Source organism: Salipaludibacillus agaradhaerens, assembly GCF_002019735.1.
Taxonomy (GTDB): domain Bacteria; phylum Bacillota; class Bacilli; order Bacillales; family Salisediminibacteriaceae; genus Salipaludibacillus; species Salipaludibacillus agaradhaerens.
This window is the reverse complement of sequence record NZ_KV917378.1, coordinates 2,769,795-2,783,955: the sequence shown is the minus strand read 5'-3', so window position 1 is coordinate 2,783,955 and position 14,161 is coordinate 2,769,795. Positions and strand designations below refer to the sequence as shown.

Below are 14,161 nucleotides of genomic sequence, written 5' to 3'. Positions count from 1 at the left end.
GCCATAGCAAACGTTAATGGCTAGTTCTTCCATAGGTAAATAAACAACTTTATTCTTCAATTGGTGAATAGTTCTTTTTATTTTTCAGATAATAAGGACTAGCTTCTGAACCATAAGAGCTTGAATAGACATCCAGTCATTACAACAAAGAAAGCGAGGCAATGCATTGATGAAAGCAACGGGTATAGTGCGTCGTATCGATGATCTTGGCCGTGTCGTTATTCCGAAAGAAATCAGGCGGACTCTTCGTATACGTGAAGGGGATCCACTAGAGATTTTTGTCGACAGGGAAGGGGAAGTGATTTTAAAGAAATATTCACCAATTTCAGAGCTCGGCGATTTTGCTAAAGAATATGCAGAAGCGCTTTATGACAGTTTGAATCATATCGTACTTATAGCTGACAGAGATTCATTTATTACTGTTGCAGGGGGCTCGAAAAAAGATTATCACAATAAAGCCATTGGTGACTTAGTTGAACAGGCGATGGAAGAAAGAAAGTCCAATGTCAAGTCAGAGAAGGGGGAATATGTCATTGCGGGAGACACGAGTGAACCGATGGATGGCTATTGCATTTCACCGATAATTGCTAATGGGGATCCTATTGGGGCAGTATCGCTCATTAGTAAAGGGAGTGGATCGATAGGAGAAGTTGAGCAAAAATTAGCGGAAACTGCAGCAGGATTTTTAGCAAGACAAATGGAGCAATAGCATAATCTCATATGCAATTAGACGACTGTCCATAACTCATAAGGGCAGTCTTTTCATTTTTTTCAAACCCTTTGTTTATTGAATAACTAAACTGGACTGTTTTTAAGAGTAGTCAACTGACTAATAAAACTTACTGAGGGACTGTTGATAGGAAAATTATGATACTTTGAAGCCATATTATAGCCTTTTTCGTATGCTATAATAGCATATAATTATTTACGTTTAGAGAGGGCTGCTTTATGGAAGGGCAACGTCATCATGGTACTAACCAACTTACATGGGTGAAGGGGGCCGTCTATTTATCATTAGCTGCATTTATCGCTAAAGGGCTAAGTGCACTTTATAAAATACCATATCAAAATATAACAGGGGATCAGGGGTTTTATGTTTACCAACAAGTTTATCCTATTTATGGGATAGCCTTTGTTTTGGGGACATATGGATTTCCTCTAGTCATCTCACGGATGGTTGCTAAGGAACATACAGGGCGATCATTAAACGAGCAGACACTCAATACGGACCGATTAATGTTTGTATTTATTTGCTTACTTTTTTTACACACGCTCATAGGTGGAATCATTATGGTAATGGCGAAACCACTCGCGATAGTGATGGGAGATCCGAATTTGACAGCAGCGATTCGTTGGATTGGCCCGTCTTTTTTCCTTATCCCTTTTTTAGCTTTAGGAAGAGGTGTTTATCAAGGAATAGGTGCTGCTACACCATCAGCTATTTCCCAAGTATTAGAACAAGCTGTGAGAGTAACGGTCATCCTCCTCATTGCTATCATAGCTATGAGACAAGGTGATCCTTATTTAGCAGGGACTTCAGCAGGGATAGGAGCTGTAGCTGGAGGGTTAGCAGGTGTGGCTCTTTTCCTCCTATTAGCATTGAAGTATCGACAGTCCTTACCATTATCACTGTCGCCACTAAAGATGAAAAGAGAATGGTCTAGGGTTTGGAGGCCTGATTTAAAGGACTTATTACTGTCAGGCATCTTTGTCTCCATCAGCGCCATGGTGCTCGTTATTTTTCAGTTAACTGATACGTTCACTGTTTTTCGTCAGCTTATTACTTCTGGCTTGTCTCATAGTGATGCTGCTATTCATAAGGGGATCTATGATAGAGGGTGGCCGCTTGTTCAGTTTGGGGCAGTGGTGACGACTGTTTTCTCATATGCTGCTGTTCCTGTTATTGCAAAAGCCTATGAACAGAAAGATTTCACTGAAGTAAAAAGTGACATTACTAGGTCTATTAAAGTCTGCATTGTTTTTGGTGGAGCGGCAGCAACTGGCATGTCTGTTATCATGCCATCACTTAATAAGATGATGTTTATGGATCAAGAAGGGACAGTTGTTTTACAAGTATTTGCGTGGCTTGTCTTTTTCGGGGCCCTTTTTATGACGATTGCCGCCCTCTTACATGCTGTGGGTAAATCAGGCCATTCCGCCCTCGTTTTACTTGTAGGCTGTGCAGTTAAGCTGATACTTAATTGGTGGCTTATTGGTGAAATAGGTATTTTAGGGGCAGCTGTAAGCTCAGTAATTGCCATGACAGGCATGGTGCTACTCTCTGTATATATCTTATCAAACTATCGGTTATGGCGGCCATTTCCACTGAGTTTTTGGATGAAGTGGGTTGTCAGTTTAGCGATCATGACACTAGTGGTAAACTTATACTTATGGGGATTTAGTGCGTTGACTATCGAAGGAAGGCTGAATGAAGCCATTAAAGCCGTAACAGCTTCCGTTTTCGGAGGCGTTATCTTTCTCTTTTTAATCAAACAGTTTAGTATTCTCACACAAGATGAATGGGAAGCCCTACCTAAAATAGGGCGGAAAATCCCTTATAAAGTTAAAGGTAGTAAGTCATAGGAAGGGTGAATATAAATGAGTTCCACGATTAGAATACTCGGATTAGGTGCAGGAGATTTAGATCAGTTACCTGTTGGAATTTATAAAAAACTTATAAAACAAGAACTAGTTTTTTTAAGAACAGAAGATCATCCAGTTGTTGCCGAACTAAAAAGGGAAGGTGTGACGTTTAAAAGTTTTGATACCATATATAAAACCTATGACCAATTTGAAGAGGTGTATGAACACATAGTGAAAGAGTTAGTAGAAGCGGTCAAGATTAAAGGTGAGATTGTTTATGCTGTACCTGGTCATCCGTTAGTAGCAGAAGCAACTGTGCAGCGGTTATTGGCGCACGGTGAAAATATAAACGTGGTCATTGAAGGTGGTCACAGTTTTCTTGATGCTATGTTTACGAGCTTAAAAATCGATCCCATCGATGGTTTTCAGCTAGTGGATGGGATGACGATGGACCCGTCAAGCCTTGACTTATCGAGCCATACAATTGTGGCGCAAGTATATGATCAGATGAGTGCTTCTCATGTGAAGCTAACATTAATGGAACGATTTCCAGACGATTACATAGTACATGTTGTGACAGCGGCTGGAACGGCTCAAGAGAGTGTGCGGACTGTTCCGTTGTATGAATTAGATAGAGTAACGACACTCAGTAATTTAACAGCTGTTTATCTTGCGCCAGTTAAAGATGACACCTTGTTATATGGGGAATTTTCAACGTTGCAGCACGTCATAAAAACATTGCGGGGACCGAATGGTTGTCCATGGGACAAAAAACAAACGCACCAATCATTAAAAAAATACTTGCTAGAAGAAACGTATGAAGTATTGGATGCTATAGATGAAAACGATGACGACCATTTAGCAGAAGAGCTCGGTGATGTGTTACTACAAGTATTGCTTCATGCACAAATAGGTGAAGATGAAGGGTATTTTAATATAAAGGATATCATCAGTATATTAACTGAAAAAATGATAAGACGGCACCCTCACGTCTTTGGTGACAAGAACGCAGATAATGCAGAAGAAGTTGTAGCGAATTGGGAAGAGATTAAACAACAGGAAAAAATAGCGAAGGGACACAAACGGAACATGTCTTTACTGGACGATATTCCCTCAGCTTTACCGGCCCTTCTTAAAGCTTTCAAGTTACAAAAGAAAGCAGCTAAAGTGGGATTTGATTGGGCGGATGAAGCACCTATGTGGATGAAGCTCCAAGAGGAAATATCTGAATGGCTTCAAGCACTAAAAGAAGGAGCTAACGATGACGCTGTCGAAGAATTAGGGGATGTCTTATTTGTCCTTGTTAACTTGGCAAGATATCATGAGATAGATCCAGAAGAAGCACTCACTAAAACGAATAATAAATTTCGCCGGCGTTTTAACTATATAGAGGATCAATTAGCGAAAGATAGCTTACGAGCTGATGACGTCACGTTACAAAAATTAGATGAACTTTGGGAAAAAGCAAAACAAGAGGAACGTAAAGGAGAGTAATGACATGAGGTTAGATAAATATTTAAAAGTGTCACGCCTGATTAAACGGAGAACTATGGCTAAAGAAGTGGCTAGTCAAGGCAGGGTCAAAGTAAATGGGCAGGCGGCAAAGCCAGGGACAGAAGTAAAGCCAGGGGATGAATTAGAGGTGTTATTCGGTCAAAAGCATATGACAATTAGAATTGATCGTGTAGAAGAATCAGCTAAGAAAGAGGACGCAGCTACTTTCTACAGTATCTTAAAAGAAGAGCGGGTAGATAATAACTAAAAGGGCTTGTTCTATTTATATCAGCTTCTACATACATTAGCAGTAAAGAATGTATAGAGGAGGATGGAAATGGAACAATCATATCATCATATCCCATCTGGAGGAGGGCGTAATGGCCGCGACCACCAGTTAATTTTAAAATCAAGAAGGTTATTAGATATAACAGGTGTTAAGCAGGTAGAGAGCTTTGACAGTGAAGAGTTTTTGCTTGAGACGGATATGGGGTTTCTCTCTATTCGTGGGCATGATCTACAAATGAAAAACCTCGATGTGGAAGAGGGGAATGTCTCAATTAAAGGGACGATAGAGGACCTCGTCTACTTAAATCAGCTTCACGGTGAAAAAACAAAGGGCTTATTTGGGAAGTTATTTAAGTGACTTTAGATATACAAATGGTATCTATGGTGTCTAGTGTTGCCACAGGTATTTGGCTCGGGGCCTCCTTTGATACTTACGAAAGAATTTCAGGAAAGCGTCACATGTTTAAGTGGACAAGGATAATGAACGATTTTTTGTTTTGGGTTGCCCAAGCTCTCTTGTACTTTATTCTATTATTGAACATTAACAATGGAGAAGTACGTGTCTATTTGTTGCTGTCAATCATACTCGGATATGCTGTCTACCGTGCTATATTTGAAGGGGTATATAGGCGAGTGCTAGAAAGAGTGTTAAAAGTCATACACGCTGTGTACACGTTTTTAGTTCATTTGACCTATGTAATTTTTATAAATCCAATAAAAGGTCTGTTGAAACTCCTTCTTCGCTTAGGTATGATAGTGTTAATAACAATATGGGGACTAGTTTCTTTTGTTTTTAAATGGACCTTAAGGCCTATTATTTTTCTGGGGCAATTTATAGATAATAAACTAGCACACCCTTTTTTAAAACAACGTAAAGCGGTACTGTTACTTATAAAACGACTATTGATTTTATTTCACATAAAAAAGAAATAAAGGAATTAAAGGGGTGAAAACATGCAACAGGATAATCAGAAAAAAATCCGGAGATTAACATCTGAGTATATGGAAAAGCAAGTACAAATGGAAGAGCAACGGTTACGACGTCAAAAAGGCTTAGTCCGGCGATTGTCCGTGTTTGCTGTTGTATTCCTTATTATTTTGGGGGCCGGGGGATCAGTACTGTATCAGCAGCATGTGTCGATTCAAAAGCAACAGGAGACAAATGAGAGTTTGGAAGAGGAACTTGTTGTTAGGGAAAAGGAAGCCTCACAACTAGAACAAGAAATAAAATGGCTAAATGATCCAGAGTACATCGCTGAACTAGCGAGACGGGATTATTTCTTAACACAAGATGGTGAGATATTATTCCAGCTTCCGCGCCAGTCAACGGAGGACAATTGACACCGATCTCTTCACATTTGTATAATATAGTAAATGATATATTAGTTCCATGAAGGAGGAGCATTTTTTACATGTCCATCGAAGTAGGCAGTAAGTGTCAAGGGAAAGTCACTGGAATTACTAATTTCGGTGCTTTTGTTGAATTGCCCAGTGGGAGTACAGGCCTCGTGCATATCAGTGAAGTGGCTGATAGTTATGTGAAAGACATTAATGAGTTCTTAACCGTTGGCGATGAAGTGACAGTTAAAGTTATGAATGTAGAAAAGGACGGTAAAATTGGACTTTCCATTCGTAAAGCAAAGGCGTCTGAAGAAGGAGCAAAAAAAGCGGAACGGACCGCTCGACAGCCAGTTAAGCCACGACGTAAAGAGCAGCCGTCACTGTCCTTTGAAGATAAGATGAATCGATTTTTAAAAGATAGCGAAGAGAGACTTTCTTCATTGAAACGAAATACTGAATCTAAACGCGGGGGGCGAAATACCAAACGCGGATAATAAAACTTACTGCTGATTGATATAATAGAGTGATGTACCAATCCAACTCAATAACTTAAAGCCACTAACAATTGCCTGTATGTTGTTACTGGCTTTTTTTGCGTATCAAGCTTTCCTAAAAAGTTTCTCAGAGAGAGTCTCGTTAACGTTATGCTGATTAGCTCGTTAAATGACACTCAAAAAGTGCGACAAAAAGGCAGGGCAATTTACGAGAATGACGGCAATAAACAAATTGACCTAATATTTTGCAGGAAGACAGACATTATGTTGAGTAAGTCATCAATATGTCTCACCTTATGATTGCTAGACGTATGGCGTAGATAAAGGTCGAAGAGTTTTTATAGTTGCCACCATTTGTTTGACAAAATTTGTGTGTCTACCATGTTTTAATTAGAGAACGAACTTAAAACAGGGTGGTGGAAGAATGTTTGTTAGAAGTGGTGTACAGAGTGTGACTAAATTGAATGGACAAGCTGTTTCAGTGGTTGAAGGTTTAAAGGAATTTGTGGCAAGGAAGGCGCTATCTTTAATGGAAAAAAAGATAGATAAAGTAAAAATTCAAGCGCTAAAACGGCTTCTTCTTATTATGGGAGTTGGCTTCTTATTAGGTCGGTCAGTCATTTTGCTACAGCTACTTCCATTTGCAATTCCATTTTTGGCTGTCGTATTTAAATGGAGGCGAAATTTAACATTACCAGCTGCTTTTGCTCTTATTGCTGGTTCTACAAGTCTGTCGTTTGGATATGCCGGTCATACGACAGTTGCGATTTTATTATATTTCTTTTTACAAGCAGTCATAGAAAAGGTAAATAAAAGTAAGAATTTTTTACCGTTAACCGTATTTTTAGCCGTAGCGGGAACGAGGTATTTGAGCCTTGTTATTCAAGAAGGAACATCTATGTATCACCTGTTTACTGCCTCAGTTGAAGGTGGACTAGCTCTAGTCGTGACACTTATCTTTTTTCAGAGCATCCCTCTAGTTTTTGAAAGAAAAAAACAAATGAACTTAAGACATGAAGAAGTCGTGTGTCTTGTTATACTGCTCGGATCACTTCTGACTGGAACTGTAGGATGGCTTATTTATCAAATGTCTGTGGAACATATTGTGGCGAGATATGTAGTACTTATCTTTGCTTTTTCTGGTGGGGCAACGATTGGGGCTACCGTGGGCGTTATCATGGGATTGATTTTATCATTAGCAAGTGTCTCTCAACTTATATCAATGAGTTTACTGGCTTTTGCAGGTCTGCTCGGTGGATTGTTGAAGGAAGGAGGGAAGGTGGGGACAGCAATAGGGCTAGTCATTGCAAGTTTATTAATGGCGATGTATGCCGATAGCCAATCGTCATTAAATGTGACGTTGTTTGAGAGCCTTACAGCGGTTGCCTTCTTTTATTTGACACCAAAAAAATGGACAAGCAGTCTTGCTGGCTATATACCGGGCACTGTGGAATATACCCAGGAGCAACAAAAGTATTTAAGGAAAATTAGAGATGTCACTGCTGGGAAGGTAGAACAGTTTTCTGATTTGTTTCTCAGCTTGTCGCGGACTTTTTCCTTTCATGGAAAACCGGAGGAAGGTGAAGAAACGGAGTGCAAGGTAGATTTGTTTTTAAGCAGTGTGACAGAAGCTACATGTCAAACGTGCATGAAAAAACAGCAGTGTTGGGCAAGGGACTTTGATAAAACATACGGATTAATGGAGCAGATAATGGGAGCGTGTGAGAAGGATGGTGACATAAAGGACAGAGCTTTGGCAGCAGTGTGGAAGAAGCATTGTATTATTGACACAAAAGTAGTTGATACAATTAATGGAAAATTAAAAGAACGAGATGGCGAAATGCGTTTGAGGAATCAACTTTTAGAGAGCCGGCAATTAGTAGCAGAGCAATTGATTGGGGTATCACAAGTAATGGAAGATTTTGCGAAAGATATTCAAAGGGAGAAAAAAGTTCATGAACAGCAAGAGATAGATATTAAAAACAGTTTGTCAGAAGCGGGTGTGGATGTAGACTTAGTGGATATTTATAGCCTTGAACCTGGAAATGTAGATGTGGAAATGATCATTCCATCTAATACTTACAATGAAGCTGAAAAAGTGATTGCGCCACTTTTGTCAGATATTTTACGTGAATGTGTCATCGTGAAGCACACCGAAGCTGCACGTTCCACAGGCCCAGAAACAAAGGTTGTATTCGCCTCAACAAAAACGTTTGTTATTAATCAAGGAGTCGCCCATACTGCGAAAGGAGGTAAATGGGTATCAGGGGACAGTTATTCGACGATGGAAATTGGAGAAGGCACGTATGCGATGGCCATTAGTGATGGCATGGGCAACGGGCGACGTGCACACATCGAAAGTCAAGAAACCATTGATTTATTGAGGAGAATTTTGCTTTCTGGGATTGATGAGACAGTCGCTATAAAGTCGATTAACTCTGTCCTATCTCTCAGATCAAACGAAGAAGTTTTCTCCACGCTTGATCTTGCTATGCTTGATTTACAAACTGGAAAGGCAAAATTTCTTAAAGTTGGCTCAACACCTAGTTACATCAAGCGTGGAGATCACGTGATGTCTCTAGAGGCAGGAAATTTGCCAATTGGCATGATTAGAGAGATGGACGTGGATGTTGTATCTGAACAGCTTAAGGCAGGTGACCTGTTAATTATGATGAGTGATGGTGTGTATGAGGCCTCCAAACATGTAGAAAATAAGGATGTTAGAATGAAGCGAATGATCAGAGAAATGATGACGAAAGACCCTCAAGAAGTGGCGGATTTACTTATGGAAAAAATGATTCGTGATGCTGATGGGGAAATACATGATGATATGACCGTTTTAGTAGCAAAAGTCGATCATTATTTACCCGAGTGGGCCACGTTTTCAGCCCCTGAAAAGGAATGGGCTTAAAACAGAGTATAAAATCTCTGAATCTTGTAAAAACTAATTAAAAAACAAGATAGGAGTGGGCTTATGAGCCGTGGTACAATTAGACAAATTTTGTTAATCACTGATGGTTGCTCTAATGCTGGGGAAGATCCAGTGGCAATGGCTGCGATTGCCAAAGAAGAGGGGCTATGCGTCAATGTCATTGGTATATTAGATGACGATGATGAAAATGAAAGAGGTATGTCGGAGGTAAATGATATTGCTGCAGCTGGAGGTGGTATGAGTGATGTTGTATATGCAAAGGCACTTTCACAAACCGTCCAGATGGTTACGAAGAAAGGGATGACACAAACCATTCATGGGGTTGTAAACCGAGAAATTTCACAGATCCTTGGTAAAGATCAAGAGATGGAAGATTTAGCACCTGAAAAGCGAGAAGAATTAATGGAAGTAGTCGATGAACTAGGAGAGACTTCTCAGCTTGATATGGTTATTTTAGTGGATACAAGTGCTAGTATGAGAAATAAGCTGCCTCGTGTCCAAGAGGCATTGTTAGATTTGTCGCTAAGCCTCAAGTCTCGAGAAGGAGAGAACTATTTCTGCCTGTATTCATTTCCCGGGAAAAGGAGTCCGGTAGAGAAACTTTTATCATGGACACCACAATTGGATTCGCTTAAAGGTGCTTTTAAAAAGCTGTCTACATCAGGAGTGACGCCAACGGGGCCAGCTATTATGGAAGCGGTGAAACTTTATAGTAAGCGAATGAAGAAAGGCGTTACAAATGATGAAACAGCCTTCATCGAAGAGTCTGGACAATAACTTTTATCCTGGACAAATCATTACAGGAAGATGGCATGGAAAAAAATACGTCATTCTCAGAATTTTGGGGGAAGGAGCTATTGGTAAAGTTTATTTAGCAAGACGTGGCCAGCAGCTGATGGCACTTAAGGTTGCACATAATGCCATGTCCGTTTCCTCCGAAGTCCATGTACTTAGGCAAATATCGAAGGTCCAAGGGTTATCGCTCGGACCTTCTTTCCTTGATATGGATGATGTTGCAACACCCCAGGGTAATATTACGTTTTATGCCATGGAGTATATTCATGGCGAGCCTTTTTTACCCTTTGTAAGGAATAAAGGCATTGAATGGCTTGGCATTTTTGTTATGCAATTATTAGGTGATTTACAGAAAATGCATGATAAAGGTTGGGTTTTTGGTGATATAAAGCCTGAAAATTTACTTATAACATCTAATCCATATCAATTGAGGTGGATTGACCCAGGTGGTGTGACCAAAAGGGGACGCTCTATTAAAGAATACACAGAATTCTTTGATCGAGGCTATTGGGGGGCTGGTGATCGTAAAGCAGATCCCGCATATGATTTGTTTTCCGTGGCGATGCTAATGGTAAATCGTAGTTACCCTTCTCGCTTTTATAAAGAAGGTGTTAAAGGAACACGTGTCATTTTAGAAAAAACATCTAGACAAGCTAGCCTAATTCCTTATGCACCCATTATTGAAAAAGGAATCACCCAGCGATATGAGCATGCACTTGAGATGAAAAAGGACGTGATGGAAGTGTTACGAACACAGCAGGCTAATGTGCCTCCCCCCAGAAAAAAGAAACGAATATCCTCTCTGGTGAAACAAAAAAGTGCGTCTGCCATTAATTCTTCACACGCTCGTAGTAGTAAAAAAAGAAGCGGGTTTAAGGAAACAGCTATTTTTGCCTCTTTTCTTCTTATCCTATATATTCTATACTTGACGGGATAAATGATATTCATAACAGTATGGGGTTTGGATAGAATCGGGGGTGTAACGTATGCAAGCCGCTGATGAAGTGATGGATATGTGCTTGTTGGCAGGGGAAATCATGTTGAAATATGGGGCAGAAACATATCGTGTAGAAGAAACACTAGAGAGAATGGCTAGAGCTTCGGGGTTTACGAATGTTCACTGCTTTACAACGACAACGGGTATATTTCTATCTTTTGAAGAGCGAAAGGGTAAGGAAGATCTCATGCAAATGGTCCGTATTGATGACCGGATGCAAGATTTAAATAAAGTGACGGAAGTGAATCAAGTTTCCCGAGAATTCACAGCGGGTGAATTGACGGTCGGTGCGGCTCATGAGCGTTTATTACAGATACATAAGACACCCATCCATTATCCGATTTGGCTTATTCATCTAGCTGCAGGAGTAGCAGGAAGTGGCTTTTCCTACCTGTTTGGGGGGAGGCTCGTGGATTTATTACCAGCCTATATTGCAGCTGTGCTGGCTAGTGTCACTTTAGTAGAATTTGAGCGTTATCTAAAAGTGCGTTTTGCAGCTGAAATGGCGGCTGCTTTTATTGGTGGCTCGGTTGCCATTTTTTTAGTCTATGCAGGGGTAGGTAGTAGTGTTGACCAAATTATTATCGGCTCTCTCATGCCTCTTGTGCCTGGCGTTCAATTGACAAACGCGGTGCGTGATTTATTGTCAGGGGATTTGCTTGCAGGAATGAGCCGGGGGGTAGAAGCGTTACTTACATCATTGTCAATAGCCAGTGGTATCGCACTCACAATTTCTCTATTTTTGTAAGGGGGAGGCACATATGGAGTTATTATTAGAATTAGTTATTACTTTTGCTGCCGTTATCGGATTCGGCATCATTTTCAGTGTGCCAAAACGGGCTCTTCTCCTCGGTGGTGGCATCGGTGTTATTACATGGTTTGTCCTCCAGACAGGAATAGCGTTTGGTGCCTCAAGTGTTTTCTCTACCTTACTTGCCTCATTGTCTGCTGCGACTATAGCCCATCTTCTAGCAAAGAAAATTCGCATCCCAGTGACAACACTGTCTATTCCTGGGATACTTCCTCTTGTCCCAGGAAGTAGAGCATATTTTACAATGTTATCATTTGTGGAAGGGGATTATATACAAGGGCTCGAGTACGGAGTAGAAACAATGCTACAAGCTGGCGCAATTGCAGGGGGACTCGTACTCGCATTATCGATCTTCTCATTTGGGAAAGGGATAGGGAACCGTTATGAAGCAGGCCATTAACTCATTCATTACTAAGCATGGTTTAATTGAGGAGGGAGACCATTTACTCGTTGCGGTATCTGGTGGACCAGATAGTATGGCGTTAATTCACTACTTAATGGAACTAAGTAACATAAAAAAGATTCTATTAAGTGTTTCACATGTGGACCATGGTCTAAGAAGTGAGGAATCCAAAAAAGATGCGGCATTGGTAGCATCTTTTTGTCAGAAATATTCGTTACCTTTTTATCTATACGAAGCAGATGTCAAGAAAAAGAAACGTCAACAAGCCATGTCGACACAAGAGGCAGCGAGGCTATGCCGTTATGAATGGTTTGAACACTTAATGCATAAGTTAGGTACAACTAAGCTTGTCACCGCACATCATGGCGATGATCAAATTGAGACGATGTTAATGAGGCAATTGCGTGGGAGTTTGTCCGGAAGGAAGGGGATTCCAGTAAAAAGGATGTTTGCCGGAGGGTATATTATCCGCCCCTTGTTAGCAGTGGAAAAAAACAAACTTCTAGAGTATTGTGCTACTTATAACATCCCATATCGCAAAGATCAATCAAATGATGAAGATAAGTATTTAAGAAATCGTATTCGACACCATGTACTTCCTTTTATAAAAGAAGAGAATCCAAAGGCCCATCACGTATTTCAGTGGCAGTCCGAAGTTTTGGCAGATGAAGAAGAATGGCTTCATCACGAGACAAAGCGGGTCGTTGATAAAGTAATGGCTTTTAAAGGATCTCATAAAATAGTTGTCTCACTTGAAGCTTTTGATGAAGTGGCTAAAGCTTTACAAAGACGGGCCATTCATCTAATATTAAACTATCTTTTAATAAGTCATCAGTTACAATTTGATCGCTCTCATATCGAGGCTATTCTTGATTTAATAAGGCAAGAACATCCGTCTGGGGAAGTCCATTTGCCTAAAAATATAACAGTAGAAAAGTCATATGAAAGCTTAATTTTCTCAATAAAAACACCCTTTTTAAAAGAGGAATCAGGGGATCAGAATAAGGAATTAGTTTTACCTCTCCCTGGCGAACTGGCGTGGGCAACTGGGACAATATCTGCTGATACTTTGAATGGAAAAATGCCGTTAAAAAATGACCCCCATGACATCTTTATTGATTTAAATAAAGTATCTTTGCCGTTCATTGTCAGGACGCGTCGTGCCGGTGACCGTATGTCTTTCTTTGGAGGGAAAGGAACGAAAAAATTAAAGGATGTTTTTATTGAGGCGAAAGTTGCTAAAGGAGATCGTGATCTTTGGCCCATTGTTACCGATAGTCATGGTACAATATTATGGGTGCCTTCATTGAAGCGCTCAAATGAAGGAGTTGTAGATGATAAGTCAGAGAATATTGTGCAATTGACTTATCGCGCTAATACATAATGAGATTGTATGTAACTGGTAAAAATGATCATGCACATTATAGGAGGTACGTGTAAAGACTATGCGAGAAGACATTGAAGAGATATTAATTTCTGAAGAAGATATTCAGAAAAAAATTAGTGAATTAGGTGCAAAATTAACGGAAGAATATGAAGGGAAGTTTCCGTTGGTCGTTGGGATTCTAAAAGGATCTTTACCTTTTATGGGAGATTTAATTCAAAAAATTGATACACATATTGAATTTGACTTAATGGATGTGTCAAGCTATGGAACCGAAACAGTATCTTCAGGTGAGGTCAAAATTGTAAAAGACCTTAATACTTCAGTAGAAGGAAGAGATGTCCTCATCCTTGAAGATATTATAGATAGTGGTAACACACTTAGTTATTTAGTAAAGTTGTTTCACTATCGCCAGGCTAAATCAGTTAAAATCGTTACCTTGCTTGATAAACCAGAAGGGCGTACTCAAGAAATTCACCCTGATATTGCAGGCTTTACTGTTCCTGACAAGTTTGTTGTAGGCTATGGTCTTGATTACATTGAGCGCTACCGAAATCTCCCTTATATCGGTGTGTTGAAGCCTGAGATTTATCAAAGTTAATTCGTTGTGAATGATGACATTTGTATGATACTATTACC

At 40.0% G+C, this 14,161-nt stretch carries 15 protein-coding genes; all 15 read left to right on the top strand.

Annotated elements, in window-relative coordinates; translation table 11 throughout:
- Positions 1-169: 169 nt before the first annotated feature.
- Positions 170-709 (top strand): stage V sporulation protein T, encoded by a 540-nt coding sequence (gene spoVT, locus BK581_RS13060; protein ID WP_078578580.1) that lies wholly within the window; start codon positions 170-172, stop codon positions 707-709.
- Positions 710-948: 239 nt separating this feature from the next.
- Complete coding sequence (locus tag BK581_RS13055; protein WP_078578579.1) at positions 949-2,583, top strand: putative polysaccharide biosynthesis protein; 1,635 nt, start codon at positions 949-951, stop codon at positions 2,581-2,583.
- 15 nt (positions 2,584-2,598) lie between these two features.
- Positions 2,599-4,077, top strand: coding sequence for a bifunctional methyltransferase/pyrophosphohydrolase YabN (gene yabN, locus BK581_RS13050; RefSeq protein WP_078578578.1), 1,479 nt, complete (start codon positions 2,599-2,601; stop codon positions 4,075-4,077).
- A gap of 4 nt (positions 4,078-4,081) precedes the next feature.
- Complete coding sequence (locus tag BK581_RS13045) at positions 4,082-4,345, top strand: RNA-binding S4 domain-containing protein (protein WP_078578577.1); 264 nt, start codon at positions 4,082-4,084, stop codon at positions 4,343-4,345.
- A gap of 69 nt (positions 4,346-4,414) precedes the next feature.
- The gene (gene yabP / locus BK581_RS13040; protein ID WP_078578576.1) at positions 4,415-4,723 is read left to right on the top strand and encodes a sporulation protein YabP; all 309 of its coding nucleotides are present in this window, start codon (positions 4,415-4,417) and stop codon (positions 4,721-4,723) included.
- Complete coding sequence (yabQ, locus tag BK581_RS13035) at positions 4,720-5,298, top strand: spore cortex biosynthesis protein YabQ (protein ID WP_078578575.1); 579 nt, start codon at positions 4,720-4,722, stop codon at positions 5,296-5,298. The genes yabP and yabQ overlap by 4 nt, the downstream gene beginning before the upstream one ends.
- Positions 5,299-5,319: 21 nt before the next feature.
- The gene (locus tag BK581_RS13030; RefSeq protein WP_078578574.1) at positions 5,320-5,706 is read left to right on the top strand and encodes an FtsB family cell division protein; all 387 of its coding nucleotides are present in this window, start codon (positions 5,320-5,322) and stop codon (positions 5,704-5,706) included.
- Between the two features lie 71 nt (positions 5,707-5,777).
- Positions 5,778-6,200, top strand: coding sequence for a S1 domain-containing RNA-binding protein (locus tag BK581_RS13025; protein ID WP_078578573.1), 423 nt, complete (start codon positions 5,778-5,780; stop codon positions 6,198-6,200).
- A 505-nt stretch (positions 6,201-6,705) separates the two neighbouring features.
- Entirely contained in the window at positions 6,706-9,111 is a 2,406-nt protein-coding gene (spoIIE, locus tag BK581_RS13020; protein ID WP_407690351.1) for a stage II sporulation protein E, read from the top strand.
- Positions 9,112-9,174: 63 nt separating this feature from the next.
- Entirely contained in the window at positions 9,175-9,909 is a 735-nt protein-coding gene (locus tag BK581_RS13015) for a vWA domain-containing protein (RefSeq protein ID WP_078578571.1), read from the top strand.
- A complete protein-coding gene (locus BK581_RS13010; RefSeq protein WP_078578570.1) occupies positions 9,872-10,864 on the top strand; it encodes a protein kinase domain-containing protein in 993 nt (330 codons plus the stop codon). Before BK581_RS13015 ends, BK581_RS13010 begins: the two co-directional genes overlap by 38 nt.
- A 49-nt stretch (positions 10,865-10,913) precedes the next feature.
- Positions 10,914-11,672, top strand: a complete 759-nt coding sequence (locus BK581_RS13005; RefSeq protein ID WP_078578569.1) for a threonine/serine exporter family protein — start codon at positions 10,914-10,916, stop codon at positions 11,670-11,672.
- A 13-nt stretch (positions 11,673-11,685) separates the two neighbouring features.
- On the top strand, positions 11,686-12,135 hold the full coding sequence (locus BK581_RS13000) for a threonine/serine exporter family protein (RefSeq protein WP_078578568.1): 450 nt from the start codon (positions 11,686-11,688) through the stop codon (positions 12,133-12,135).
- Positions 12,119-13,522 carry a tRNA lysidine(34) synthetase TilS gene (tilS, locus tag BK581_RS12995; RefSeq protein WP_078578567.1) on the top strand — a complete coding sequence of 468 codons (1,404 nt, stop codon included), beginning with the start codon at positions 12,119-12,121 and terminating at the stop codon, positions 13,520-13,522. Before BK581_RS13000 ends, tilS begins: the two co-directional genes overlap by 17 nt.
- A 61-nt stretch (positions 13,523-13,583) precedes the next feature.
- Complete coding sequence (gene hpt / locus BK581_RS12990) at positions 13,584-14,123, top strand: hypoxanthine phosphoribosyltransferase (protein WP_078578566.1); 540 nt, start codon at positions 13,584-13,586, stop codon at positions 14,121-14,123.
- Positions 14,124-14,161: the final 38 nt, after the last annotated feature.

Coding starts and splice junctions, on each gene's coding strand:
- spoVT (WP_078578580.1), top strand. CDS start 170: ATGAAAGCAACGGGTATAGTGCGTCGTATCGATGATCTTGGCCGTGTC.
- BK581_RS13015 (WP_078578571.1), top strand. CDS start 9,175: ATGAGCCGTGGTACAATTAGACAAATTTTGTTAATCACTGATGGTTGC.
- yabP (WP_078578576.1), top strand. CDS start 4,415: ATGGAACAATCATATCATCATATCCCATCTGGAGGAGGGCGTAATGGC.
- BK581_RS13005 (WP_078578569.1), top strand. CDS start 10,914: ATGCAAGCCGCTGATGAAGTGATGGATATGTGCTTGTTGGCAGGGGAA.
- BK581_RS13010 (WP_078578570.1), top strand. CDS start 9,872: ATGATGAAACAGCCTTCATCGAAGAGTCTGGACAATAACTTTTATCCT.
- BK581_RS13055 (WP_078578579.1), top strand. CDS start 949: ATGGAAGGGCAACGTCATCATGGTACTAACCAACTTACATGGGTGAAG.
- hpt (WP_078578566.1), top strand. CDS start 13,584: ATGCGAGAAGACATTGAAGAGATATTAATTTCTGAAGAAGATATTCAG.
- BK581_RS13025 (WP_078578573.1), top strand. CDS start 5,778: ATGTCCATCGAAGTAGGCAGTAAGTGTCAAGGGAAAGTCACTGGAATT.
- yabN (WP_078578578.1), top strand. CDS start 2,599: ATGAGTTCCACGATTAGAATACTCGGATTAGGTGCAGGAGATTTAGAT.
- BK581_RS13045 (WP_078578577.1), top strand. CDS start 4,082: ATGAGGTTAGATAAATATTTAAAAGTGTCACGCCTGATTAAACGGAGA.
- BK581_RS13000 (WP_078578568.1), top strand. CDS start 11,686: ATGGAGTTATTATTAGAATTAGTTATTACTTTTGCTGCCGTTATCGGA.
- BK581_RS13030 (WP_078578574.1), top strand. CDS start 5,320: ATGCAACAGGATAATCAGAAAAAAATCCGGAGATTAACATCTGAGTAT.
- tilS (WP_078578567.1), top strand. CDS start 12,119: ATGAAGCAGGCCATTAACTCATTCATTACTAAGCATGGTTTAATTGAG.